Here is a 24,848-nt window from a genome sequence, read left to right as displayed (position 1 = left end):
GCGGCAGTACTTAAACGCTTGACTTATAGATGGGGCCGTTACGACTTATTTCAAGCCTGCTCATCAATAGAAGGTGCAACCGGTGCAGGAGCCTTGCTCACCACAACCATTGCCGGGCGCAGCAAGCGACCGTTGAGCTGGTAACCCTTCTGGAACACCTTCAATACACTGTTCGGCTCAAGATCAGCGTTTTCCTGCATCGCCATTGCCTGGTGATGCTCGGCATTGAACGGCTCGCCGCCTTGCGGATCGATGGCTTCCAGCTGATAACGCTTCAGGGTGTCCTGGAACATTTTCAGGGTCAGTTCGATCCCTTCGCGCATTGGGCGGATGTTTTCGTCGTCCGGATTGGACAGCTCAAGGCCACGCTCCAGGCTGTCGATGATCGGCAACAGATCACCGGCAAATTTTTCCAGGGCGAATTTGTGAGCTTTTTCTACATCCTGCTCGGCGCGGCGGCGGACGTTCTGCAGATCGGCGGCAACACGCAACGATTGATCCTGTGCGCCTGCCAATTGCTCTTCGAGCACTTGCACACGAGCGGCCAGGTCTTCACCTGCGGCCTGGTTGGCGTCTGGATTTTGCGTATCCTGCGTCTGTTCGTCAGCCATAGATTTCTCCTTTCAAAATCATGCGCGAACTCGACTCGCGCTTCTGTTCCGGTATATGGGGCCACAATTTTCAGGTTCAAGGGTTGAGGCGTTACCAAAAGTCTTTCACTTGTCCTGGATCAATTCTTATCAATCATTCCCTGTTGCGCTTAAAAAGCGATTTATTCAAGCAAATCGGACTAAGCATCAGGATTGTCACCTCCAAACAAAACACTGTATAAATAACCAGACCTAAAGCCTGGGAGCGGCCGTCATGCTGGTGCACCTGTCCGTACATAACTACGCCATCGTTGAACACCTGGATCTTGAACTGGATCGCGGGATGAGCGTAATCACAGGCGAAACCGGCGCCGGCAAGTCGATCATGCTCGACGCCCTGGGCCTGACCCTGGGTGATCGCGCCGACAGCGGGGTGGTACGCCCGGGCGCCGACAAGGCCGATATCCTCGCCACCTTTGACCTGGCCGATATCCCGGAAGCCGAGGCCTGGCTTGCCGAGCGCGACCTTAACAATGAAGGCCCGTGCATCCTGCGCCGGGTGATCACAGCCGAAGGGCGCTCCCGCGGCTATATAAATGGCACGCCCTGCCCGCTCGGCGATTTGAAAGCCCTGGGCGAACTGCTGATCGATATCCACAGCCAGCATGAACACCAGTCCCTGCTGAAAACCGACACCCATCGCCGACTCCTCGACGAATACGCCGGTGCCACCGATCTTGCGCGCCAGGTGCAATTGGCTGCGCAGCGCTGGCGCCAGACCCGCCAGGAGCTGGAGCGCCTTTCCAACTCCGGCGATGAGCAGCGTGCCCGCCACCAATTGCTCAGCTACCAACTGGAAGAGCTGGAAAGCCTGGGGCTCGGCGAGACGGAACTGGAGCAACTGGAACAGGAACACAAGAACCTCACCAACGCCGAAACCCTGCTGGGCATCTGCCGGCAAGTGGTGGAGCAGTGCAGCGAAAGTGATTCCGGCAATGTGCTCAACGCCCTGACTGCAAGCCTGAACCGACTATCCAGCGTGAATAACGCATCAGGCTCGCTGAACGAAGCCACCACCTTGCTGACCAGCGCGCAAATCCAGGTAGAAGAAGCCGTGGGCGAACTGAACCGCTTTCTCGATCACTTCGATGCCGACCCAGCCCGCCTGCAGGATATAGAAGAGCGCCTGGACACCATCTACACCCTGGCGCGCAAACACCGGATCCAGCCGACCGAAGTCGCAACCATGCAGCAAAAGCTGCTGGATGAAATTGAAACCCTGAACGCCAACGACGAATCCATCGAGCGACTGGGTGAAGAGCTGGCGTCCTTCGCTCGCCATTATCACGAGAAAGCCCGAGAACTCAGCGACCTGCGCCATCAGGCAGCGACCGGCCTGGCCAGCGCGGTGGAGCAGGAAATCCAGCGCCTGGGCATGCCCGGCGGGCGCTTCACCATCGAGTTGCACACTAACACCAGCAATGAACTGCTGCCCAACGGCCTTGAACAGGTAGAACTGCTGGTCAGCGCGAACCCGGGCCAGCCACTCAAGGCACTGGCAAAGGTAGCTTCCGGCGGCGAGCTGTCGCGGATCAGCCTGGCGATTCAGGTGATCACCGCCCAGACCTCTCGCGTGCCAACACTGGTATTCGATGAAGTGGACGTAGGGATCGGCGGCCCGACTGCCGAGATCGTGGGCCAGTTGCTGCGCCGGCTGGGCGATCGCGGCCAGGTACTGACCGTTACCCACTTGCCACAAGTAGCCGCCCAAGGGCATCAGCACTTGTTCGTGCACAAGGTGCGAGGCAGCGATGCGACCCATACCGCCGTGTCCAAGCTGAACAAGACCGAACGGGTAGAAGAAGTGGCGCGGATGCTCGGCGGCATCGACCTGACCAAGGAGTCCTTGGCTCACGCGAAAAAAATGGTGGTAACCGCGAAGGTCTGAAGCCTGGCTTACTGAGTATTTTCTTTCTATAGAAAGCACGAAGGCGACCCTAGGGTCGCCTTCGATCGTTTCGCAGAGCGAATCTGCGTAGCTTTCTTACTTTTTCTTACGTATGTAGAGAACCAGATTGTGGTCCACCAAATCGAATCCATGCTGCTCAGCGATCATGTGCTGGAGCTTCTCGATTTCCGGACTGGTGAACTCGATAACCTCATTGGTATCCAGGTCAACCATGTGGTCGTGATGACCGCCGTCGGCCAATTCGAACACTGCATGACCGCCGTCGAAATTATGACGAACCACCAGTCCTGCTGCTTCAAACTGGGTCAGAACACGGTAAACCGTGGCCAGGCCGACGTCCTCGTTAGACTCCATCAGCGCCTTGTATACATCCTCGGCACTCATGTGGCGCTGCTCAGCAGAATCGAGCATTTGTAGAATCTTGACTCGTGGCAGAGTCACTTTAAGACCGGCTTTGCGTAGTTCGCTATTTTCAACCATGGTTAGCTTTCTCGCGGATGCTGCTTCGCAGCTTCTCTTAATACGGGTATGATCGGCGTTTACGTTGTCCCAGCCAAGATAGTGGAAGTCGCCCACCGATGCAAAACACCAAGCTCTTGCTAACCAGTTTCACCTTTGTGGGACTGCTCGCACTCGCCGGTTGTTCATTCCCCGGGGTTTACAAAATCGACATCCAGCAGGGCAATGTCGTCACGCAGGACATGATAGACCAGTTACGCCCGGGAATGACCCGACGGCAAGTACGGTTTATCATGGGCAATCCCCTGCTGACCGACACATTCCATGCCGATCGCTGGGATTATCTCTATAGCATCCAACCTGGTGGCGGTGAACGCCAGCAGGAGCGGGTCAGTGTCATCTTCAATGGCAATGACCAGCTCGTCAGCCTGTCGGGGGACTTCAAACCGGGCGTAAGCCGCGATGAAGCCTTGCTGGGCAAGGACAACGGCACCACCGCTCCTGCGCCCGCGCAGAACGAGGAGAAGCCCAAGTCCGAGGTACCGGCCAAGCCTGGCTCGTTGCTGGACGAGATCCAGAAAGGCGTCGACGGCGTGCAAACCGTGCCGGTGCCAACTCCAGAACCTCTGGACGCCAGCCCGCAGTAAGTTTGTAACGCTCGATAAAAAGCCCGGCATGCCGGGCTTTTTGTTGTCTGCCGTTTCTCAAGCTATGAATTCCGCTGTTTTGCCTTGGCAGCCTTGGCTGCGCGCAAACGACGTATCTCCATCGGATCTGCGAGCAATGGCCGATAGATCTCGATTCGGTCTCCAGCCTGCACCACACGCACGTCAGCGTCCGCTACCACCTTGCCGAAAATCCCCAAGGGGCAATCCTGCAGATTCAGCTCCGGAAATTGCGCAGCCATTCCCGAGCCCAACACTGCGACCCTGAGGGTTGAGCCCGGCGCTACTGCCAGGCTCATCAACACCTGGCGATCCACCGCGGCGTACACCACCTCGATTTCAACCAATGGCTCAGCCATGCATTTGCTTGGCGCGCTGGCAAAACGCGTCCACCAGAGTATTGGCCGCCTGATTGAACAGTGGCCCCAGGGTGGCACGCACGATAGGGCCGGCATAGTCGAACGACAGGTCCAGGCTGATCTTGCAGGCTTTCTCGTTCAACGCCTTGAACACCCACACACCGTGCAACTGAGTGAACGGACCTTCTTCGAGATTCATCTCGATGGACTGCCCGGGCACCAGCGTGTTGCGCGTGACAAAGTGCTGGCTCAAGCCGCCCTTTGCCACCCCCACGCTGGCAACCATGTGCTCATCACTGCTCTCCAACACCTCGGCAGTCGAACACCAAGGCAGGAACTCCGGGTAACGCGCCACGTCGTTGACCAGGTCATAGAGCGCCTGTGCCGGATAAGGCAGCAGGGCCGAACGTTGAATATGCGTCGTCATGTGAGCGTTATTTCCACAGCTGAGCGGCAAACATCGCGAAAGGACAACAGGATTCGCGAAAGAAAAAAATCAAAAACCAGCCTGCATTGTCCGGGATTCATTCAACACGCTCAAGCACGCAGGTTGACCGTAGCCGACGCGCTCGCAACTCCCTATAATGCCGCCCCTATGGCTAAACAAAAGAAACACCCAACAGGGACCATCGCGCAAAATAAAAAGGCGCGACACGATTACTTCATCGAACATCGTTTCGAGGCTGGTCTGGTCCTGGCCGGCTGGGAAGTAAAAAGTCTGCGTGCCAGCAAGCTGCAGCTGGTCGACAGTTATGTGCTGCTCAAAGACGGCGAGGCATGGCTGCTCGGCAGTCATATCACGCCGCTGATGACCGCGAGCACCCACGTGATCGCCGACCCGGTGCGCACGCGCAAGCTGTTGCTCAATGCCCGCGAGCTGGAAAAGCTCCACGCCGCCGTGCAGCAAAAGGGCTACGCCTGTGTCTGCCTGTCGTGGTACTGGAGCAAGCACCTGGTCAAATGCGAGATCGCACTGGGCAAGGGCAAGAAGGAATACGACAAGCGTGATACCGAGCGCGAGCGCGATTCCAACCGGGAATTGCAGCGTGCCGTGCGTAACAAGGGCAAGGAAGACTGACTTTCTTGTGTCTTGATGTGGCCGAGGGAGCCCGCTCCCTCAGCCAGCACAATTGCTACATCCCTTTGCGCCGCTCCGCCCGGGCCATGCGCTGAACCTCCTGCCGCACTTCCTCCAGCACTTCCTGCACGTACAGCAGGTGACGTGTTGAGACTTCCCGTGCCTGCTCGGCGCGCCCCTCGATAATCGCCAGGTACAGGTCCCGATGCTGATTGATCAGCATGTCGCGGGTCTCCGTACGCTGCTGGTACATGCCGCCAATATTGGTCACCACATTACGCTTGAGCAGGTCGAACAGGCCGCGAATGGTGTGCAGCAATACCGCGTTATGGCTGGCCTCGGCGATGGCCAGGTGAAACCTCGCATCCGCCGCGCCCTCTTCCGCCCGGCTCACTTCATCCGACCGCGTGTAGCAATCCTGCAACTCCTCGAACGCTGCCGTTAGCCGCTCGCGGTCCACCTCAGTGGCACGCAACGCTGCGTAATACGCGCACGAGGCCTCCAGGGTCTGACGAAACTCCAGAAGATCACGCTGAGCCTCCGGATTATTTTCCAGCAGATGCAGCAGCGGATCACTGAAGGTTGAACCCAGCGACTCCACCACATAATTGCCACCACCCTGGCGACTGATCAGCAAACCTTTTGCCACCAGCTTCTGGATCGCCTCACGCAACGACGGACGCGACACCCCGAACTGCTCGGCCAGTGCGCGCTCGGCCGGCAAGCGCTCGCCCGACTTCAGCGTGCCCTCAAGGATCATGCCCTCAAGCTGCTCGACGATGTCGTCAGACAAACGGCGCTGACGCACCTGATCAAACCCCATAACTAACTCTCCACCATCCCGACCACTCGCCGGGGCCCCCTATTCTGGCCTATCGCCGCGTATCCGGCACCTATCAGAACGCCCTCGTTTAAGCCAATCAGCCCCCACCAATCCCGACCTACGACCAAAGATTCACAAGCGGCAAATTGACACATCCCCCAGAAGGCTTTTAACCTAGCCAACGGTGATTGTAAATTGGTAATACCAATTACCCAAATCATCCAAGCAGTGCCTGACCAACAACAATTAGGGGCCACCCCATATGCAAACCTGGCAACAGCTCTACAGCCCGCTCGGCAGCCTCGGCCTGTCCGCACTGGCCGCCGTCATTCCTATCGTATTTTTCTTCCTGGCCCTGGCGGTGTTTCGCCTCAAAGGCCACGTTGCGGGCAGCATCACCCTGGCACTGTCGATCCTGGTGGCGATATTTGCCTTCCAGATGCCGGTCGACATGGCGCTCGCCGCCGCCGGTTATGGCTTCGCCTACGGCCTGTGGCCAATCGCCTGGATCATCGTCGCCGCCGTATTCCTGTACAAACTGACGGTCAAGAGCGGCCAGTTCGAAATCATCCGCAGCTCCGTGCTGTCGATTACCGACGACCAGCGCCTGCAAGTGCTGCTGATCGGCTTCTGCTTCGGCGCGTTCCTGGAAGGCGCCGCCGGTTTCGGCGCACCGGTGGCGATTACCGCCGCACTGCTGGTAGGCCTGGGTTTCAACCCGCTGTACGCCGCCGGCCTGTGCCTGATTGCCAACACCGCCCCGGTTGCGTTCGGCGCACTGGGGATTCCGATCATCGTGGCCGGGCAAGTGACCGGGATCGACGCGTTCAAGATCGGCGCCATGGCCGGTCGCCAGCTGCCGCTGCTGTCGCTGTTCGTGCCGTTCTGGCTGGTGTTCATGATGGACGGCCTGCGCGGCGTCAAGGAAACCTGGCCAGCCGCACTGGTTGCAGGCCTGAGCTTCGCCGTTACCCAGTTCTTCACCTCGAACTTCATCGGCCCGGAACTGCCGGACATCACCTCGGCCCTGGCCAGCCTGATTTCCCTGACCCTGTTCCTGAAAGTCTGGCAGCCCAAGCGCAGTGCCGGCGCGCAAATCGCTGGCGCAACGTCCGGCACTGCCGTCACTGCCAGCGCCGGTGGCTTTGGCCTGCCTCGCAACACCCTGGCTTCGCCTTACAGCCTGGGGGAAATTTTCAAGGCCTGGTCGCCGTTCCTGATCCTGACCGTGCTGGTCACCATCTGGACCCTCAAGCCGTTCAAGGCGATGTTCGCCGCCGGCGGCGCGATGTACAGCTCGGTATTCAACTTTGCGATCCCGCACCTGGATCAACTGGTGATCAAGGTTGCGCCCATCGTTGCTACGCCAACGGCCATCCCCGCGGTATTCAAGCTTGATCCGATTTCCGCCACCGGCACGGCGATTTTCTTCTCCGCCCTGGTATCGATGCTGGTGCTGAAGATTGATTTCAAAACTGGTCTGACCACCTTGAAAGAAACCTTTTATGAGCTGCGCTGGCCGATCCTTTCCATCGGCATGGTGCTGGCCTTTGCCTTCGTCACCAACTATTCGGGCATGTCATCAACCATGGCCCTGGTGCTGGCGGCTACCGGCGCAGCATTCCCGTTCTTCTCGCCATTCCTTGGCTGGCTCGGAGTGTTTCTGACCGGCTCCGACACCTCGTCCAACGCGCTGTTCAGCTCGCTGCAAGCCACTACCGCGCACCAGATCGGCGTCAACGACACCTTGCTGGTAGCGGCGAACACCAGCGGCGGCGTGACCGGCAAGATGATCTCGCCGCAGTCGATCGCCGTGGCATGCGCCGCCACTGGCCTGGTGGGCAAGGAATCCGACCTGTTCCGCTTTACCCTCAAGCACAGCCTGTTTTTCGCGACGATCGTCGGGCTGATCACCTTGGCCCAGGCTTACTGGTTCACCGGTATGCTGGTGCACTAAGACCTGCACGCGATAGGGTAAGAACCGACGCCGGGCAGCGATTCCGGCGTCTGCTATTTCTGGAGGACCGATGAGCCTGCCTGCTGCTTTTCTGAGCGACGCCGCACAACTGATCCCGAAAGATCGTCGTTTCGACGATCCACTTTCCACCCTCGCCTTCGGCACCGACGCCAGCTTTTACCGACTGATCCCACAACTGGTGATCCGTGTCGAGTCGGAAGATGAGGTGGTGGCGCTGCTGCAACTGGCCCAACGCGATCGCGTGCCGGTGACCTTTCGTGCGGCGGGCACCAGCCTTTCGGGACAGGCCATCAGCGACTCGGTACTGATCGTGCTGGGGGACAATTGGAACGGGCGCGAGATTCGCGGCCAGGGCACACAAATCCGCTTGCAGCCCGGCGTGATCGGGGCGCAGGCCAACGCCTGGCTGGCACCGTTCGGGCGCAAGATCGGCCCGGACCCGGCGTCGATCAATGCCTGCAAGATTGGCGGCATCGTCGCCAACAATGCCAGCGGCATGTGCTGCGGCACGGCGCAGAATACCTATCACACCCTGGCGGGCATTCGCTTGGTACTGGCCGACGGCAGCCGCCTGGACACGGAAGATCCGGCCAGTGTCGCGGCCTTTCGCCAACGCCATGGCGAGCTGCTTGACCGCCTGGCGGCACTCGGTCGAGAAACCCGGGCAAACGCTGAACTGGCTGCAAAAATCCGCCACAAATACCGTCTGAAAAATACCACCGGGTTGTCACTCAACGCCCTGGTGGATTTCGACGAGCCCCTGGATATCCTCAGCCATTTGCTGGTCGGCTCCGAAGGCACCCTGGGTTTTATCAGCGCAGTGACCTACGACACGGTGATCGACCACCCGAACAAAGCCTCGGCCCTGATCGTGTTCCCGGATGTGGAAACCTGCTGCAACGCGGTGACCGTACTCAAAACCCAACCTGTTTCAGCGGTTGAACTACTGGACCGCCGCAGCATGCGTTCGGTGCAGGACAAACCCGGCATGCCGGCTTTCGTACAGCAGCTATCGGAAAATGCCTGCGCCCTGTTGATCGAATCCCGCGCCGCCTCGCCCTCGCTGCTGCATGAGCAACTGGCGCTGATCATGGCCTCCCTGGCCAGCTTCCCAGTGGAGAAACAAGTCGACTTCACCGAAGACCCGGTGGAAAACGCCCGCCTGTGGGCGATCCGCAAAGACACCTTCCCCGCCGTGGGCGCCGTGCGTAAAACCGGCACCACCGTGATCATCGAAGACGTGACCTTCCCGGTGGAACAACTGGCTATTGGCGTTAACCGCCTGATCGAGTTGTTCGACAAACATCACTACGACGAAGCGATCCTTTTCGGACACGCCCTGGAAGGCAATCTGCACTTTGTGTTCACTCAAGGCTTCAACAGCGAGCAAGAAGTCGCACGCTACCAGGCATTCATGGACGACGTCGCCCAGTTAGTGGCCGTGGAGTTTGGCGGCTCGCTGAAGGCCGAGCACGGTACCGGTCGCAACATGGCGCCCTTTGTCGAACTGGAATGGGGCAGCGATGCCTACCAATTGATGTGGCAGCTCAAGCGCCTGCTTGACCCCAACGGCATTCTCAATCCGGACGTGGTGCTCAGCGAAGACCCGCAAATCCACCTCAAGCACCTCAAGCCACTGCCCGCCGCCGACGAGCTTGTGGATAAGTGCATCGAGTGCGGTTTCTGCGAACCGGTTTGCCCGTCGAAAGGACTGACCCTGAGCCCGCGCCAGCGCATCGTGATCTGGCGCGATATCCAGGCCCGGAGACGCGCCGGTATCGATACCACCGAACTGGAAGCGGCCTATCAATACCAGGGCATCGACACCTGCGCGGCGACCGGGCTTTGTGCCCAGCGCTGCCCGGTAGGCATCAATACCGGCGACTTGGTGAAAAAGCTGCGCAGCCGCGACGCCGACCGTACGAAAACCGCCGAATGGCTGTCGACGCACTTCGCCACAGCACTGCAAGGTGCGCGCTTCACCCTGCACGTAGCCAACGGCGCGCGCATGCTGCTGGGCGCGCCGCGACTGGCGAAGCTCTCGGCCACGGTGACCCGGCTGTCCAAGGGGCAAATCCCCCAATGGACCAACGCCATGCCGCAACCGGAAAAGGCCATTCGCTTCAGCCCCGCCGTGAGCGATGAGCGACCCCGCGTGGTGTACCTCGCCGCTTGCGTCTCACGCGCGATGGGCCCAGCAGCCGGCGACCACGAACAGATGTCGCTGTACGACAAAACCCGCGGCCTGCTGGAAAAAGCCGGTTACCAGGTAGTCTTCCCCGACAATCAGGACAACCTCTGCTGCGGCCAACCATTCGCATCCAAGGGCTACGCCGAACAAGCCGAACACAAACGCCAGGAACTGATCGGCGCCCTGCTCCACGCCAGCCGGGGCGGCCTCGACCCGATCTACTGCGACACCAGCCCGTGCACCCTGCGCCTGGTCCAGGACCTGGCCGAAACCCGTCTCGACCTCTACGACCCGGTACGCTTTATCCGCACGCACCTGATGGACCGCCTCGACTTCACCCCCCAGGAAGCCCCGATCGCCGTGCACGTCACCTGCAGCACCCAACACCTGGGAGAGAGCCAGGCGCTGATCGACTTGGCCAGGCGTTGCAGCAAAAACGTGGTGATCCCTGAAGGCATTCATTGTTGTGGTTTTGCCGGCGACAAAGGCTTCACCACGCCCGAACTGAATGCCCACTCGCTACGCAGCCTGAAGGACGCGGTGCAGTATTGCAGCGAAGGCATCTCCACCAGCCGTACGTGTGAGATTGGTCTGACGCAACACGGTGGAATTGATTACCACGGCCTGGTCTACCTCGTGGACCGAGTAACCCAGGCGCGGGCCCATTAGAGCCGCCCCTTTTTGGTGCCAAACCTAATGATTTCGGGGTTTTTCGACTAATCCAGCGACAAAACAGAACCCCTGCGCGCCGGCGTAGTCATCTGCATAGGCCTCGACAAACGAGGCTCATCAGTGACCTCGCTGGCTGCACGGAAAACCGGCAGCATCGAGCCCTATTTGCACAAGGAGATACCCATGAAGCGTTCCGCTCTTGCTGGTTTGTTCATTACCGCTGCGATGCTGGCGTCCCCCGCGTTTGCGGCCGGAACAAAAGACGATCTGTGCCAAATCAACCTGGACAAAATCAACAACGGTAAAGCGTTGCTCGCCACCGACACCAGCGGCAAATCTGGCGAAATCGACACCGCCGTTTCCCAAGCCAAGGCAGCCCATGCGGCAGGCGATGACAAGAAATGCATCGAGATCACCTCCAAGGCCCTGCAAAGCCTGCAAGACACGGACAAAGGCGGCAATCAGTAACTCGCTGATTGCCCGAGGCCAACCTTCGGGTTGGCCTTCTGTGACCGATTGGCGTACACTGCACAGGCTTGTCACTCACTAAGAAACAACGAGTTACAAGCACGGGGCCGTTTAGGATTCGACGCCGGTTGCGAAACTTTAGGTGCATGCCGAGTTGGTAACAGAACTCGTAAATCCACTGTTGCAACTTCTTATAGTTGCCAATGACGAAACCTACGGGGAATACGCTCTCGCTGCGTAAGCAGCCTTAGCCCTTCCCTCCTGGTACCTTCGGGTCCAGCAATCATCAGGGGATGTCTGTAAACCCAAAGTGATTGTCATATAGAACAGAATCGCCGTGCAGTACGTTGTGGACGAAGCGGCTAAAACTTACACAACTCGCCCAAAGCACCCTGCCCTTCGGGTCGCTGAGGGTTAACTTAATAGAAACGGCTACGCATGTAGTACCGACAGCGGAGTACTGGCGGACGGGGGTTCAAATCCCCCCGGCTCCACCAATTGAGACACCAGAGAAGCCCGCCCAGCGCGGGCTTCGCTGTATCTGGCCTACCGAATGTTGCTGAAAATAGCTGTGGATTGACGCCGACCATGCTGCGGCTCAGCAGCTTTTCAGCAAAACCCTTCCCCTGCGTCCTGCCGACTGCACAATCCCTACATAACCGATATCTGCTGGAAACCAGGAATAGAACCAGAAGACGTATCAACCGTCGCCTGAATGAATCCGCTCACTGGTGCAGGGGCACCGCTCACCGTTGCGCGAAGCCAGCACAGAGTAGCTGTTGGCCCAAGCGCTACTGCGAGCGAGTCCGTCAGCGTCCCGGTATTGATCGCCACTACTGGCGCACCTACCCTGGCTGCGTGACGAGACGCTCGGCAATCCCGAAACTCAGGCGCTCGCAGATGAACTAAGGAATGTAGGCCTGAATATCTCCATGGCGTAAACCGCACCACACTCATGCAGCGCCGATCCTAACGACTGCTTTGGTCGGCGTTGCTAGTAGGCACGACACGCACACAAAACACTTGGATTGGATGCAGGACCTAGCGGTGCGCCCGTGCAGCGCTGCCGTGACGAAGTCACACGCCAGTAATTCATTCCGCCCTATCGCCGTAGATATCACTCCCGTCAGATTTCAGTACGACCCTTTGCAGTTGCAACTGAAAGGCCACCCGATAGCTTTTGAAGGGCATGCCCCCCCCCCCGTAAGTTGGGTCCCTCTTGGCTCTTCTTGCAGCGTGGGCATTGCGCGCCGAGCTGCGGCTCTAGCTAAAGCTTTTGAAATTTGGGTAACAGAAATATTAGCCCCCACTGACGAGCAACAGTGGCGTACTAAATAATAGTTCAATGCCCTAGCCCGCTAGGCGTTCCGACTTGCAACTAGGTCGTAGCGCGGCTCCATCTTTTTACCCGGCACGGGCTTTTTTACCTGAATTGGGTAACAGCATGGGTAACAAAATCGACTGTTGCTGGGACAAAAAATGCGCCTGCGGTCCATTTTCCTGCTCGTTACTCTCCTAAGACCGCATCGAAAGCGCGTATGTGCATTGCCAAATGACACCTACAATTTTTGACAGCAGTACCGCCGAGGGGGCTAACGGCAGAAAACAGCCAGTCAAATCAGCCCTTGATTTTCCAGGTACGCCCTCACCTCCTCCATACCTCTCTTGGCTACTCCAATGAGCTGGTCCTTAGCTTCGCGCTGGAGCGGCAGCGGCCCAGCTTGGGACACCCACTTAGTGACGTTCTCCACAGGCAGCCTGCGGGCGGCGAGAATCATAGCCATAAGATCATCCCTTCCTTTGGCATCTCTAATGACGGCCGAGAGGTCCTTACCCTTGACATGATAATTTGTGGTATCGGGCATTCCAGCAGCGTGGAATGATGCCCGCCTAATAATGCAGGGAACGCATTTGCCACATTGCTGATGTGACCGCTTCCACTTTCCGCAAGAGACGGTTTCTACAGCGAGGATATTTATATTTGCTTGGTCTACACACTCAACCAGCATTTCGCCTTTGGTTTTCAGCGAGTAGGGATTGATCACCTGGACAGGGAGCCCCACCACGTCAAGAACTTGCTGAAATAAGCCCAGAAAGTGTGGGTGAGTCGTTCTGGTGCTCAGGGAGCCTATACGGCGAGGCGTCATCGGCGGATTCAGGGCAATCAACCCATTTTCGGGAACAAATAATTCTACAGGTATGCCTGCAACCCGCAATTGAGCCAGTGTCGCGCCAACCAATGCACCATACGCAAGAAAGTTGAAGCTCCGGGTTCGCATTTGCACATCTGTAGATTTACCAAGACGCGACACCGGATGAGCAAGCGCAGCGAACCTAGAAACCTTTACCGGGAGGTGGTCACGCACGAATATTTGTTTTTCAGAGTCACCCCGGTACGAGTGACTAATCAACATTGGCCGACGACCATTCGCAAGCAAGTCCAAGGCCCCAATCCCGCTATCCATACCACCAGAAAAAAGGCTCACACAGTCATGACCTGCCATGACTGTAATATGGCCTCGATTCTGTGGCTTGAGCTGCCTAGGCCCGTCGGGCAACAGAGTGATATTCCAAATATCTCCGCTGAGAAAATGCAGGGCTTTCGTTAACAACGGTAGGGCCGGTTGCCAAAGCTCCGGATCGGCAATTGGGATGCTCAAATGCAGATCGCGAGCCCAGCCATCGTCCGCAGTAGCCTTGTCGACAAACGTATCCGCTGCGGTGACTGCCATAGCAATAGTGAGCAGGTCGAATCCCGTTCGATGGACGGGTGCTCCCAACCGACGGACTGCGGCTCTGGCCGGGCCACCAATAGAGCAAGTCCCAGAAGCTGGAGGGCGGGTCCCGTACATCAATACAGGAATAGTGTTATCGGACGGTGACGGGAGCAAGCTTGCGTCATGATTGAAGATTAAGTCAGTCACTCTTGATACATCTCCCATTCGCTCCACACTTCCCGTATGGCCGCTAGCTGAATATTCTGAATCTGAGCATTAGAAAACGATTTTAAATTTCCCGAAAGAAGAGGTCGCATGTGCTTGTCTGTGACTGATTCAACGAGCGAATAAAGATCCTTCTCGGCTTGCTCAACTTTGATGGGGGTGTCAGCTTTGGCGAAAGCATCGTTTGAGTCCAAAACCACCTGACCGAACACGCATTTGGTGACGTACACCAGCATCATCTGCACCAGCATTTCGTCAGATATGCTTTCAAAATCGAACTCGTCATATCCATCAAGACATTCAGATAGGGCTTCATTCATTGCGACTCGCACTCGATCCGAGTCGCCATCCTCTGGAGTTAACGCTTGAACGATCATGTCAATTGCAATGTCGGTGTCTTGACCATTCAGCCGTGCTAAATCCAGACCTGGTGGAGATCGACCCTCTCGTAGAGCGGACATTGCACCGAACAGAGCACCACCCGCTCCGGCCATCGAGCCAAAACGTGCAGATCCTGTCGCGCTGCCGCCAGTTGCCCCTCCAGCGTAGCTACCTATCGCCGCTCGTAGGTAGGAACCGTCTCCACTGGAAACGAATTTACCCAGGTTAGTGCGAAAGTCTTTAAACCTTTGTGGTGGAGCTTCAGGGATCGGCGGCTGACCATCAGTGTCGATCCAGCCTGGAACATAGGGTGAGCCGCCACCAGGGCCCTTACTCGACGTAGAGGTCCCCATCACTTCCGCTCCCGCGAGTTAAACCAGCGCTTGTCTCTGACTCTGGGGTTCATCCAAGGCTTGAGCTTGTCAGGCATTACAGTGTGAATAAAATCGGATAAGAGCTCGCCAGCGTCCTGAGACTTGTCAGCCAATAGTTGGGCGCCATCAAAGCCTGCCGCTTTGACGGACCAATCAGAGTGAGACCGCATCGACTCAATGAGTTGGACCATGACCGCGACATGCTCATTTGAAGGTATCGCTTGCAAGGCTAACTTCGCTGAGGGCGAGGAGGTATTAGTGATCCGCTTAAGCACGGTGAGAGCTTCCGCAGCTTCGGCAGACAGACCGGCACGAAGAATCCTCATAGGCGTCGTCTCACGGCTCAGGTAAACAATGGGCCGCAAGTCCTGGGTCGAAAGCGAAGGTTCAAGGCGAACCCAGTCTTTGAGTAGATTTTCCTTTGTTTTCCATACATCCGGACAGGCGGCCTCAAACTCGCCAGCATCCTCGACAAGCCCTTCAAGGGTGCCAAGAATTTCCGGCTTACCGCCGGCGGCGCTATTGATTACCGAATAAAGGTAAGCAACAGCTTTCTCATCCATACAGCGTTCAAATAAAGCGACCTTGGCGATCAGAGCTTCATTTACTGGCATTCCGCGCAGCTTTGCTACACGGACTCGCATACGAACAACGTTAAGCATCCGTTTGACTATGCGAGGATTGCCAAGAACGGAGGCCGAGTTAGCAAGCATCGGAGCCATGCGGTCGGCGATGGGGAAAGCTTCTTTGACTTCTATAGGTAAGTCGTCACCCAGTAGCCCTAACGCTTTTTCAGTGCTGACGGGCTCCTCTTTCCAAGCTTTACGCAAATTATCCTCAAGGCCAGCTCGAAGGTTTTCTACATTGCTGGGCGATATCTTGTCTCCAGCAGATGCAAAGAGCATGAAAAGGTAAGCTCTTACCTCTTGCACCCCCAGCATAGGTACACGCACAGGAACTTGAATCAGCTTGTCCAGGTAGTCGGTAATGTGTCGGTCACCTGGATCCTTAAAATGTTCGCTCACAGAGTGGCGGACCATCTCCTCGTCAGCCGCAACGACGAATGCCGTATGGTTCATGAACAGGAAAAGCCGCAACGCTTCCAGGGTATGAATTGTCTGTTTAGGCAAACAGCGATCCAGGTTGTCAACAAAGACGACCAGGGTCTTGTTCAACCCAGTCAGGACCTCAGAAAACTCGGAACGAAAGGCGGCGATTTGCTTGGGCGGGGTCTGCTGTTTTTCCTCAGCTAAAATTCCAGTTAAATGGTCTTTAGCGGTGACGCCCTCCGACCTCAACGTTCCGAGCGCATCGCCGTCGACATCACCAGAGAAAACTTTACTCAGTGCCTCCACACCTTTTGCGCCAAAACCAAAGGCCGGCATCCCCATCGCTAATGCACTGCCTTCAACCAAAAGCCCCAACGCACGCATTTTGTTCACACGTGAAAACAACCTTTTGGCCTTTGGAAGAACGGACTCAGACCCTTGAGCAGCTTCGATGAGCGTCGATGCAATGACCTCCATCAGCGCGGCACGGGAATCGTCAAAACCTTGGTATAACCAAGCATCGAAGCGGACAATAATGAAATCAGACGTGGCGTCGTGAGGGTTCAATCCGCCCTCAATCAGATTCAAAAGCGTAGATTTCCCAGTTCCCCAAGACCCGAAAACGCCCACTGTGACCGGCCGCATGGTCGGATCACGGATCACGTCGGCCACGAGATCTGCTACCTCTGAGTAGTTTAGGAAATCCTTATTCGTATCGACATCTGCCCACATCAGAGCCTCCTTGCTTGTGATTGCTTCCCTGGCATGCACTGTTAATTGACCAGCAGAGTGGATCTAGCCAAGATTCAACTCCACATCATTAGTTAAAATCCTCACCAGCGCCATCATTTCGACACTAGGATTCGTTACGACATGTAGATTGACCTACGAGCGCCACTGCATCAGCCGCTAAACGCTTTTTCCGCGCTAACAACCACAGGCCGCTGTCGGACAAATGAGAACGTGCTCGCCAAAGGGTAGCTTGCGGCCACCAATGGATAACTCAAACCTGCTCTGATCCATATCCGTGTATTGATGGACTCGCGTTCGCGAGTATGCTGGTCACTTTACCCACGCGATTCAGGGAGTGAACCGTAATGTCGCTTTCAAACGAGCACGTGGCATACAGCTATGCCATCGCTTTTTTTACGGCCGCGGCTTTGGCTCATGGGCGACGAGCGCTCCCTATTTGCCTGCCTGATCCAACAGCACGCAACGTCTTTGTGCAGCGCGATGCAGTCGTATCTGAAGGTTTCACTCAGCCCCCAGAAAAGCAACACACCAAGGCGATGGGACTATCGCGACTAAAATCGGGACTGAGTGAGCCGACCGCCTATGCCGCGTTGGAGCCTCGCTCGCTTACATGTTGGCCCCCTGTTGAGATCAAGGATCCGTTAGATGTTTGTAGCGATGGGCGATACGGATCCGCGCAGCACCAACTTTCCGACTCGCTTCTTCGACAGCAATACAGAGCCCCCCAATGTGTTTTCTTGCAAGGGATTACATATGTACGACCAGTCATATAACTTTATATCAATTTCTAAAGTCTTGAGGAAAAACGATTTCTACCTTAAGCCGTGGCTAAGAAATCCGCAGTCAAAGGATACTGAAATTAAAGCAGCAGTAGAGCGCTCGGAAAATGGATTTGAATCTTATTCATTTTTAAATAGCTCAAGCCTTCGCGGAAAAAACGTCTATAGAATCCCTGCTTTCAGTCATGAATTATTGCTACGCAAGATAGATAAAAACTTACGGAGGGCTAAACCCTTATTCTCTCCATCTCGAGATACTATAATCGCAAACCTAAGGGTTTTAATAGCGGAAAGCGCACAATTTAAAATATATCGACTAGACATTAAAAGCTTTTATGAATCATTCGCACCATCACTAGTCCTGAGCACTATATACAACATCAAAGGGCTGAGCCCCCAAACGAAGAACCATATACAGTGCATAATTGACCACTTCACATCTAGAGGCGGCTTAGGGCTCCCGAGAGGCCTGGCTTTAAGTGCCACCTTATCAGAAATTGTGATGAGCTCTTTTGATGCAATTATAAAATCAATGCAGGGCGTTTATTTTTACAGTCGCTATGTCGATGACATCATCATTATAACCAGTGGTGAGGAACACTCAAAACAGTTCATTACCAAAGTGAGCAAAATTCTTCCGAGCGGACTTTACTTGAATAAAAAGAAACAAGAGCTTTGCTCTGCACCTGACTCTTCCGGATATAAAAAAAGCCAGCAGCCTGACATGCCACTACTTTTCTCATTTGAATACTTGGGGTATAGCTTCTCTGTTTACGAACCACCAGAAAAAAATGGCAGCCGAGAAGTAGTTTTGGACATTGCCGAATCTAAGGTAAAAAAAATAAAAACCAGGCTAACAAAAGCGTACCTAGATTACTGCAAAAACAAAAACTTCGAGCTCCTTGAAATGCGCATGAAATTCCTAACCTCAAATTTTAGTGTTTTAGATATCAATAGAGGTGGCTATAGACTGGCTGGAATCTATCACAATTATCATAGAATAGATAAAGATAGCTCTCTAGCGCTGGATGCTCTCGATGAATACTTACGGCTGGCCACCATGAGCAGTTTCGGCAAAGTATTCCATCGCTTCTTTTGTAACACCACGGTCTTACAACGCCGCAGACTATTGACTTTCAGTTTTAAACGAGGTTTCAACGAGCGTAACTATTTCTACTTTAATCGTACACAATTCAAAGCTATCAGGGAGTGCTGGGAGTATGCCTGATGTTAAAAAAGCCGAGCGAATCGTAAAGAGCGATTACTGCCGAGTTCTAGTAACTGAAACAGCCCCGTATGAAACACCACTTATATTTTCAAACGATGGATTCTACAATATTGCAAAAAAGCGTATATCTAGGACAGGCTTCGCTCGAGTAATTGAAGACTTATTCATAACAAGCAAAGGTGGAAAGTGGTGCACTGTACCTTATCAGTATAAGATACGGAAAAGCGCAGCAGACTTTCGGTGCCTTTCAGTTCTACACCCCCTATCACAGTGGCAAATTAAATTATTCTACGAGCGTTATGAGCATCTCATCTGTCACTACTGCACCGTAGGCCACTACTCAATCCGCACTCCGTTCAAAACAGCTAGTATCTTTTACTATAAAAGCTCTTGGGAAAATATTGGGCAATATAAAAGAGGCACTATTGATGACGAATCTTCAGAGACCAAGCTTAAGCACAGCTCATCCTTTTACTCGTACAAAGGCTACACTAGACTTTACAAAATGTTTAACTCCAAAGCCTTTCTTGATCTCGAGAAGGATTTTACGATTTTAAAAACGCTAGACGTTTCTAAGTGCTTTGATAGTATTTACACGCACTCGATTGCCTGGGCAACAAAGGACAAAAACTTCATCAAAGATGGTAGGTATGCCGCATCGATATTCGGAAACAATTTTGACGATGTAATTCGCATGGCCAATCACAATGAAACAAATGGCATTGTAATTGGTCCCGAAGTAAGTCGAATATTTTCAGAAATAATATTTCAGGACGTGGATTGCAAAGTTGAGACCAAGCTTCGCTCGGAAAAATTCAACTGGATTTTAGGTGTAGACTACTCTATAAAACGTTACGTTGACGATGTATTTATATTTGCAAGATCAACCGACATGGCAAACAAAATTTATGAGATATATGCTGACAGCCTTTTAGCCTATAAGCTCCACGTCAACTCTTCCAAAAGCCAAATATATCAACGCCCCTTTTTTACGCCGAAATCAAAAGTTATAAGAGAGGTAAACCTTTACGTAAATGAATTTACGGAAAGATTTTTAGAGGAAATAGATGAGGGGGCTTCACTGAAGCCGAAAAAAATATTCAAAATAGATCGTCTTGTCCGTAGTTTTATTGATGCGATCAAGGCAACTTGCTCTGCAGAAAGCATGGAATATGACGAAGTATCTTCCTATATAATATCCGCCTTATTTGAAAGAACAAAGCTTCTGATAAACATACCTAAAGACTTCAATCGCGAAACAGGAATTAATAACTACAAAGACGCTTGCATTGTATTTTTAGAGGTCATGCATTTTTTTATTCAGTCGCCCCATCCGTTAGCTCTTCATACAAATTTTGCGCGTCGCTAATTTTAATCTGTCGTTTCGCTGACCAGCACTTAGGACATTATAAGCACACTATAAAGCAACGTGCATTTGACCTATCACTATCCTTGCTCGACAGCGAGACTTTTCATAGGAGAGCAGACGTAGAAAACTTCATATCCCTTGAAGTTTTAAATGTCATTCTCTCTCTAAGTGATTTCGGAGATGCATATTTACTCCCTCCACATATCGTAGAGAAAGTTTTCGGTGGAGATAGCTCATATTTCAATATCGTCTCATGCCTCTTCTACATCAAAGATCACAACCATTACTCCACCATAAAAGAAAAGACATTAAAAATCTTAGACGCCAAGCTTCAAAATATGTCGAAAATTCTTTCAAATACGGAGCAAGCATGCATTCTCTTAGATAGCTTAACTTGCCCTTACATTGACCGAAAAAGAAAAATAAAATATATAAATAGGCTTTGCACCGCCCTACAAATCCGCAAGCCCAACCAGCAAGAATTAAGTGACTTCATTTCCTCTTACGGCTCTGAATATTGGTTTATTAACTGGAAAGAAGTCGATCTACTAAACGCTTTAGAGCGTAAAGAACTGAGGCAGGTTTATTAATCGGAGTACTCAGGGCTTTTTTCTAATTTTTGCCTGTGCTAGCCTGTAGACTGAAAGGCTAGTCAATATACCTCCACGCAGCCCCTCAAAGGTTCGCGTTCTATACCTACGCAGCGAATTTTTCATCACCTCATGGGTAGATGAGACGCTAGCCGCGTAGGAGCGGTGCAAGCCGTACACACTAAGGTTGAGACTGCCTTTCTCCTTTTTTTTGGCGCCTCTTAAATGACGAGCGTGTCTAACACAACATTTGTATAGAGTTTCCCTTATATTTCCTCAGTACAAATGACTAGCCGCATTAGGCTGAAAGCGCTCGCTCACAAACGACTAATTTCCGCCGAATACAATCCAACGTTGTTTGGCTGACGTCCCTGACGTTTCATCACTACCGCCTTCCACCACATACAAAGATGGTTAGCGCAAATGCAGATGAATGGTCGAGTCGCGTGAACTTGAATGGCCAGTGGCATCTGCGATAGATGCCCGAGTGATGCAAATCGGTTCAGATGTTCGAAGAGGAGTCCAACTGGCAGCGTTACAAATTAAGATCCAGAGTAGGAATGAGGCGTAAGGTTATGATCTTTCGGATAACCATCGCTGCCGTTTCCTTGCCTAAGGCCTGGCAACAGGTAGGAGTATGTATGCCCCTGTGTATGCAGTGATTCAAAAACCTACATACAGCCCAATGATTACTGGGAAAATAAAGTCAGGTTCAAATGCCCCCGGCACCAACCAAAACCCGCCTTGTGCGGGTTTTGTTGTTTCTGGGGCCCTGAAAACACGCCTCCTAATAGCCCTTCGGATTTTTTCCTTCAAGACGTCGCGCCCTGCATGAACTGGCGCATGCCCCCCCACAAAGATAGCCTTCCCTGGTTGCTGCTCATCAGCTACCGGCTTTGACAGGCCGAAAAGTGTAACCTTTCACTCCCCTTGATAAGTCGGCATGCTTCGCGCATTCCGCTCCTTCATGGCGGCTGTGCGTGGGGCATCTTCGGGTGCGCCGGGTTCCTACACTTCCGGTCTGTCAACCCGCGTACAGCTGCCACCCAAACCTGTTTGACAGCAGGGGAATGGCAGCTCCCATCATCAGTGTAGGAGCTTCACCATGAAAAAAATCACCCCCAATCCTCCATGCCCGAGCCAATCCGGCACGGATATCTTCTGTATCGCCCAAAACATCGACCCCGAAACCCTGCTCGTACAAGCCTGCGAAACCCTCGCCTCACTGAACGCGCTCACTACCGACCTGGCTTTCGAGTTCGATGGCGCGTTTCGCCATAAACTCCTGGCCACCCAGCAATTGAGCGTCCTCGGTGAGTTGCTGGTGAAGCGCGCACTGGACATTCTTGTGCCAACGGCAGATTCAGAAGCTACGGGAAGGTCCGTTTCCTGACAGGAAACATGACGATCCGTTTGAGCGCCCCAAAAGTAAGAAAAGGTGAGGGTCTATTTTCTTTTAAGATAAACCCCACCTTTGTTGAAACATAAGGATGTGTGCCGCAGTGAACAAGAATTCCTACGCCTACCTGATACCTGTCGTGCTGGGCGTACAGCTTCTGTTGGCCGTGCTGTTTATATGGCAGTTCAGCATCTCACCGGCCATCCACTTCAAACCGGTCGCGGAGAAAGCCTGTTTATCCGTATCTCTCGTCCTGACCCTGGCTGCGTCCGTGATTGTCTGGCGGGTAAGAAAACCTCAGCTGCGGCTCGAAAAAAAATGGACCCTGCTTAAGGCGTTTGCCGGGATGTTCATCCTATGCACGCTGTTCTCGGTGACGCTGTTTTCATTGGCCATTTTATGTTCGGGCGGCACCCGCAGCAGCTATACGGCTCACTACGAATATTCGTCAGGCGGCAGTAAAAGCTGCAGCGGAATCACGGTCTTCGATGCTGAGCTGAATAATACGATTAAAATCTGCCGCCCCACGTGGATCGGTTATCGCGATGAGGTGAGGGTGGTGAAAGTCAGTAATGACCTGGGGATCGTTGTAAAAGAGGCCGTTATCCTTTGAGCGAGAAAGCCCTCCAGACCCTGATCAGCAGCGATGCCCAACGCTGGCCCCTACTGGCCGTCGTCCGCTCCCTCGCCCTCCCCGACTGCTGGATCGGCGCCGGCTTCGTACGCAACGCGGTATGGGATCACCTCCACGGTCGCCCCCTATCACCACCGACCGGTGACGTCGACGTACTGTGGTTCGACGCCACCTGCACCAGCCCCGACGAAGACCGCCGCCTCGAAGCCCTCTTACACGCAGCCGAACCCTCCATCGACTGGTCCGTCAAAAACCAGGCCCGCATGCACCTGCGAAACGGCGATGCACCTTACCGCAACGCCAGCGACGCCATGCGCTTCTGGCCCGAGACCGCCACCGCAGTAGCCGTCAGAAGAACCGCAGAAGACCTATGTGAAGTTTCAGCCCCTCTCGGCCTGGAAGACCTGTTCAATCTCCAACTCAAACCCACGCCCCGCTTCACCCAGGAAAAACACGCCATCTACCAACAACGCATCACCTCCAAACGCTGGCTAACCCAATGGCCACTGCTGAAACAATCCTGACCCTACAAAAACCTCACATTCATTCACGAATTATTAAGAATCGCCCTCGTATACTCACCGATCGCCCGGACTGTTCCCCCGAACGGCCCCCTGCCCCGGTAGCCAGAATCCATGACGCGTTCCGCTCCTCTGCTGCTCCTGCTCGCTGCGCTGTTGTTCTTCTTCGCCCTTGGCAATCACGAGTTGCAAGGCTCGACCGAGGCCCGTGTGGCCGGGATCGCCATGGCCATGCACCTGGATAACGATTGGGTGGTGCCGCGACTGTTTCGTGAACCGTTCCTGGAGAAACCGCCGCTGAGCCTGTGGCTCGACGCCGGTGCGATTCGCCTGTTTGGCGGCACCACTTGGGCAGTGCGTCTGGCGTCGGCTTTTGCCGGGCTGTTCAGCGTGATGCTGCTGTACGGAATGCTGCGCAAGTTTGGCCGGCCCAAGACGCTGGCGTTTGTCGCGGGCCTGATGCTGGCGACCATGGCCAGTTACTGGAGCAACGTGCGCGGTGTGGGTGAGGACTCGCTGCTCACGCTCGGGGTCACCATGGCCCTGCTGGCGTTTTATCAAGCCAACCGCCCCGAGTCGGAGCGCGACCGTTCCAACCTGGGCACCTGGTTGCTGTTCACCCTCGGGATGGTGATCGCCACCTTGAGCAAAGGGGTTCTGGGCCTGGCCATGCCGGGTGTGGTGATCTTCGTCTATCTGGCCAGTACCAGCCTGATGGATAAACAATTCAAGCTGGGCGACTGGATCAAGCCCGGGCTGTTCACGCTGCTGGCGCTGGTGCCGCTGATGATCTGGCTGGGTTTCCTGTACCAACGCGACGGGCTGCAAGCAGTACGTGAAGTGCTGCTGACCAACAGTGTCGGGCGCTTCAGCGGTTCGTTTGTCGAAGCCGGTCACTACGAGCCGTTCTATTACTACATCGTCAAACTGCCCGAAGCCTTTTTGCCCTGGAATATCCTGGTGTACCTGGGGCTGTGGCACTTCCGTAAAAGCCTGGTGCGCAACCGCTACCGGCTGTTTTTCAGCGTATGGCTGGTGGCGCAGTTCACCCTGCTGACGTTCGCCTCCAGCAAGCGCACGGTTTATCTGATGGCCTTGACGCCCGCCGCGGCAGTGCTGGCCGCCGAGTATGGCGGCGTGCTGCTGGGCTGGCTGAAAAGTCGTGGGCAGGTTTCACACGTTGCCGAACACGTTTATGAAAACCGACGGGGTCTGGTAGGTGGCATCTTCACCGTGGTGGTGGCCTGCTACCTGATTGCCGCTTTCTGGTTCGCGCCCAAGGCCGATGTGCGCCAGTCGTTTGTGCCGGTAATCAGCCAGATCCAGGCGATGCAGGCGCAAGGCAAGGAAGTGGTGCTGTATCAGGCCAACGAGCGAATCGCCGGCGCCGGGGTGTTCTACATGCAGGCCTATTTGACGATTCTGCAGACGCCGGAGGAACTCAAGAGTTACCTCGCCGCCAAGCCCGGCAACGTGGCATTGGTGGACAATACTGACCGGCTGAACGTCCCGGTGACGGTGGTCAAGGAGATGGCGATCAACCGTCAGCCGTACTATTTCGTCGAGCAGTAGGGCCT

The 24,848-nt window shown here is 54.6% G+C and carries 20 protein-coding genes and 1 other RNA gene; 13 read left to right on the top strand and 8 right to left on the bottom strand.

Features of this window, described 5'->3' with window-relative positions; all coding sequences use genetic code 11:
- Nucleotides 1–50: 50 nt before the first annotated feature.
- Nucleotides 51–611: a nucleotide exchange factor GrpE gene (gene grpE / locus HX817_RS16710; protein ID WP_003212224.1), complete on the bottom strand. Its 561-nt coding sequence runs from the start codon at nt 609–611 to the stop codon at nt 51–53.
- Between the two features lie 253 nt (nt 612–864).
- Between grpE and recN the strand changes: the two genes are divergently transcribed.
- On the top strand, nt 865–2,538 hold the full coding sequence (recN, locus tag HX817_RS16705; protein ID WP_087693402.1) for a DNA repair protein RecN: 1,674 nt from the start codon (nt 865–867) through the stop codon (nt 2,536–2,538).
- A gap of 96 nt (nt 2,539–2,634) precedes the next feature.
- Here recN and fur read toward each other — a convergent pair whose 3' ends face one another.
- The gene (fur, locus tag HX817_RS16700) at nt 2,635–3,039 is read right to left on the bottom strand and encodes a ferric iron uptake transcriptional regulator (RefSeq protein WP_003212228.1); all 405 of its coding nucleotides are present in this window, start codon (nt 3,037–3,039) and stop codon (nt 2,635–2,637) included.
- A gap of 98 nt (nt 3,040–3,137) precedes the next feature.
- On the opposite strand from fur, the gene HX817_RS16695 reads away from it, so the two are divergent.
- Nucleotides 3,138–3,665 carry an outer membrane protein assembly factor BamE gene (locus HX817_RS16695; RefSeq protein ID WP_003212232.1) on the top strand — a complete coding sequence of 176 codons (528 nt, stop codon included), beginning with the start codon at nt 3,138–3,140 and terminating at the stop codon, nt 3,663–3,665.
- 62 nt (nt 3,666–3,727) lie between these two features.
- On the opposite strand, the gene HX817_RS16690 is transcribed toward HX817_RS16695, so the two are convergent.
- Together HX817_RS16690 and HX817_RS16685 are read right to left on the bottom strand one after the other, a co-directional pair.
- Entirely contained in the window at nt 3,728–4,042 is a 315-nt protein-coding gene (locus tag HX817_RS16690) for an RnfH family protein (RefSeq protein ID WP_177040621.1), read from the bottom strand.
- The gene (locus HX817_RS16685) at nt 4,035–4,469 is read right to left on the bottom strand and encodes a type II toxin-antitoxin system RatA family toxin (protein WP_003212236.1); all 435 of its coding nucleotides are present in this window, start codon (nt 4,467–4,469) and stop codon (nt 4,035–4,037) included. The genes HX817_RS16690 and HX817_RS16685 overlap by 8 nt, the downstream gene beginning before the upstream one ends.
- Nucleotides 4,470–4,637: 168 nt before the next feature.
- Here HX817_RS16685 and smpB point away from each other — a divergent pair, with 168 nt between their 5' ends.
- Nucleotides 4,638–5,120, top strand: coding sequence for an SsrA-binding protein SmpB (smpB, locus tag HX817_RS16680; RefSeq protein WP_003212238.1), 483 nt, complete (start codon nt 4,638–4,640; stop codon nt 5,118–5,120).
- A 55-nt stretch (nt 5,121–5,175) separates the two neighbouring features.
- Here the strand turns inward: smpB and HX817_RS16675 are convergent, their stop codons facing one another.
- Nucleotides 5,176–5,943 carry an FCD domain-containing protein gene (locus HX817_RS16675; RefSeq protein WP_003212240.1) on the bottom strand — a complete coding sequence of 256 codons (768 nt, stop codon included), beginning with the start codon at nt 5,941–5,943 and terminating at the stop codon, nt 5,176–5,178.
- A 262-nt stretch (nt 5,944–6,205) separates the two neighbouring features.
- Here HX817_RS16675 and HX817_RS16670 point away from each other — a divergent pair, with 262 nt between their 5' ends.
- The 4 genes from HX817_RS16670 (at nt 6,206) to ssrA (ending at nt 11,749) form a co-directional block, all read left to right on the top strand.
- Nucleotides 6,206–7,900, top strand: a complete 1,695-nt coding sequence (locus HX817_RS16670) for a lactate permease LctP family transporter (protein ID WP_177040620.1) — start codon at nt 6,206–6,208, stop codon at nt 7,898–7,900.
- Nucleotides 7,901–7,970: 70 nt separating this feature from the next.
- Nucleotides 7,971–10,781 (top strand): FAD-binding and (Fe-S)-binding domain-containing protein, encoded by a 2,811-nt coding sequence (locus tag HX817_RS16665; RefSeq protein ID WP_177040619.1) that lies wholly within the window; start codon nt 7,971–7,973, stop codon nt 10,779–10,781.
- 186 nt (nt 10,782–10,967) lie between these two features.
- Nucleotides 10,968–11,252, top strand: coding sequence for a hypothetical protein (locus HX817_RS16660; RefSeq protein ID WP_003212250.1), 285 nt, complete (start codon nt 10,968–10,970; stop codon nt 11,250–11,252).
- Nucleotides 11,253–11,355: 103 nt separating this feature from the next.
- Nucleotides 11,356–11,749: a transfer-messenger RNA gene (ssrA, locus tag HX817_RS16655) on the top strand.
- Nucleotides 11,750–12,865: 1,116 nt separating this feature from the next.
- On the opposite strand, the gene qatC is transcribed toward ssrA, so the two are convergent.
- From qatC to HX817_RS16640, 3 genes are read right to left on the bottom strand one after another with little or no spacing between them, the layout of a single operon-like run.
- Complete coding sequence (qatC, locus tag HX817_RS16650) at nt 12,866–14,176, bottom strand: Qat anti-phage system QueC-like protein QatC (RefSeq protein WP_371317780.1); 1,311 nt, start codon at nt 14,174–14,176, stop codon at nt 12,866–12,868.
- Nucleotides 14,173–14,928, bottom strand: a complete 756-nt coding sequence (locus HX817_RS16645; RefSeq protein WP_256345497.1) for a hypothetical protein — start codon at nt 14,926–14,928, stop codon at nt 14,173–14,175. The genes qatC and HX817_RS16645 overlap by 4 nt, the downstream gene beginning before the upstream one ends.
- Nucleotides 14,928–16,730, bottom strand: a complete 1,803-nt coding sequence (locus HX817_RS16640; RefSeq protein WP_177040618.1) for a P-loop NTPase fold protein — start codon at nt 16,728–16,730, stop codon at nt 14,928–14,930. Before HX817_RS16640 ends, HX817_RS16645 begins: the two co-directional genes overlap by 1 nt.
- Nucleotides 16,731–17,396: 666 nt before the next feature.
- Here HX817_RS16640 and drt3a point away from each other — a divergent pair.
- The 6 genes from drt3a to HX817_RS16605 all read left to right on the top strand — a co-directional run bounded on the left by drt3a (nt 17,397) and on the right by HX817_RS16605 (nt 24,843).
- Nucleotides 17,397–18,758 carry an antiviral reverse transcriptase Drt3a gene (gene drt3a, locus HX817_RS16635; protein WP_177040617.1) on the top strand — a complete coding sequence of 454 codons (1,362 nt, stop codon included), beginning with the start codon at nt 17,397–17,399 and terminating at the stop codon, nt 18,756–18,758.
- The gene (drt3b, locus tag HX817_RS16630) at nt 18,751–20,127 is read left to right on the top strand and encodes an antiviral reverse transcriptase Drt3b (protein WP_177040616.1); all 1,377 of its coding nucleotides are present in this window, start codon (nt 18,751–18,753) and stop codon (nt 20,125–20,127) included. The genes drt3a and drt3b overlap by 8 nt, the downstream gene beginning before the upstream one ends.
- Nucleotides 20,128–21,822: 1,695 nt before the next feature.
- On the top strand, nt 21,823–22,110 hold the full coding sequence (locus HX817_RS16620) for a DUF6124 family protein (RefSeq protein ID WP_177040614.1): 288 nt from the start codon (nt 21,823–21,825) through the stop codon (nt 22,108–22,110).
- 109 nt (nt 22,111–22,219) lie between these two features.
- The gene (locus HX817_RS16615; RefSeq protein WP_102370220.1) at nt 22,220–22,729 is read left to right on the top strand and encodes a hypothetical protein; all 510 of its coding nucleotides are present in this window, start codon (nt 22,220–22,222) and stop codon (nt 22,727–22,729) included.
- A complete protein-coding gene (locus tag HX817_RS16610) occupies nt 22,726–23,274 on the top strand; it encodes a nucleotidyltransferase family protein (RefSeq protein ID WP_177040613.1) in 549 nt (182 codons plus the stop codon). The genes HX817_RS16615 and HX817_RS16610 overlap by 4 nt, the downstream gene beginning before the upstream one ends.
- Before the next feature lie 111 nt (nt 23,275–23,385).
- Nucleotides 23,386–24,843 carry a glycosyltransferase family 39 protein gene (locus HX817_RS16605; protein WP_177040612.1) on the top strand — a complete coding sequence of 486 codons (1,458 nt, stop codon included), beginning with the start codon at nt 23,386–23,388 and terminating at the stop codon, nt 24,841–24,843.
- The last annotated feature ends 5 nt before the right edge of the window (nt 24,844–24,848 follow it).

This window comes from Pseudomonas sp. C6002, assembly GCF_013385805.1.
Taxonomy (GTDB): Bacteria; Pseudomonadota; Gammaproteobacteria; order Pseudomonadales; family Pseudomonadaceae; genus Aquipseudomonas.
This window is presented reverse-complemented; position numbering and strand designations above follow the sequence as displayed.

Bases quoted from the DNA above. Each gene is read 5' to 3' on its own strand.
- grpE (WP_003212224.1), bottom strand. From the start codon at position 611: ATGGCTGACGAACAGACGCAGGATACGCAAAATCCAGACGCCAACCAG.
- recN (WP_087693402.1), top strand. From the start codon at position 865: ATGCTGGTGCACCTGTCCGTACATAACTACGCCATCGTTGAACACCTG.
- fur (WP_003212228.1), bottom strand. From the start codon at position 3,039: ATGGTTGAAAATAGCGAACTACGCAAAGCCGGTCTTAAAGTGACTCTG.
- HX817_RS16695 (WP_003212232.1), top strand. From the start codon at position 3,138: ATGCAAAACACCAAGCTCTTGCTAACCAGTTTCACCTTTGTGGGACTG.
- HX817_RS16690 (WP_177040621.1), bottom strand. From the start codon at position 4,042: ATGGCTGAGCCATTGGTTGAAATCGAGGTGGTGTACGCCGCGGTGGAT.
- HX817_RS16685 (WP_003212236.1), bottom strand. From the start codon at position 4,469: ATGACGACGCATATTCAACGTTCGGCCCTGCTGCCTTATCCGGCACAG.
- smpB (WP_003212238.1), top strand. From the start codon at position 4,638: ATGGCTAAACAAAAGAAACACCCAACAGGGACCATCGCGCAAAATAAA.
- HX817_RS16675 (WP_003212240.1), bottom strand. From the start codon at position 5,943: ATGGGGTTTGATCAGGTGCGTCAGCGCCGTTTGTCTGACGACATCGTC.
- HX817_RS16670 (WP_177040620.1), top strand. From the start codon at position 6,206: ATGCAAACCTGGCAACAGCTCTACAGCCCGCTCGGCAGCCTCGGCCTG.
- HX817_RS16665 (WP_177040619.1), top strand. From the start codon at position 7,971: ATGAGCCTGCCTGCTGCTTTTCTGAGCGACGCCGCACAACTGATCCCG.
- HX817_RS16660 (WP_003212250.1), top strand. From the start codon at position 10,968: ATGAAGCGTTCCGCTCTTGCTGGTTTGTTCATTACCGCTGCGATGCTG.
- HX817_RS16645 (WP_256345497.1), bottom strand. From the start codon at position 14,928: ATGGGGACCTCTACGTCGAGTAAGGGCCCTGGTGGCGGCTCACCCTAT.
- HX817_RS16640 (WP_177040618.1), bottom strand. From the start codon at position 16,730: ATGTGGGCAGATGTCGATACGAATAAGGATTTCCTAAACTACTCAGAG.
- drt3a (WP_177040617.1), top strand. From the start codon at position 17,397: ATGTTTGTAGCGATGGGCGATACGGATCCGCGCAGCACCAACTTTCCG.
- drt3b (WP_177040616.1), top strand. From the start codon at position 18,751: ATGCCTGATGTTAAAAAAGCCGAGCGAATCGTAAAGAGCGATTACTGC.
- HX817_RS16620 (WP_177040614.1), top strand. From the start codon at position 21,823: ATGAAAAAAATCACCCCCAATCCTCCATGCCCGAGCCAATCCGGCACG.
- HX817_RS16605 (WP_177040612.1), top strand. From the start codon at position 23,386: ATGACGCGTTCCGCTCCTCTGCTGCTCCTGCTCGCTGCGCTGTTGTTC.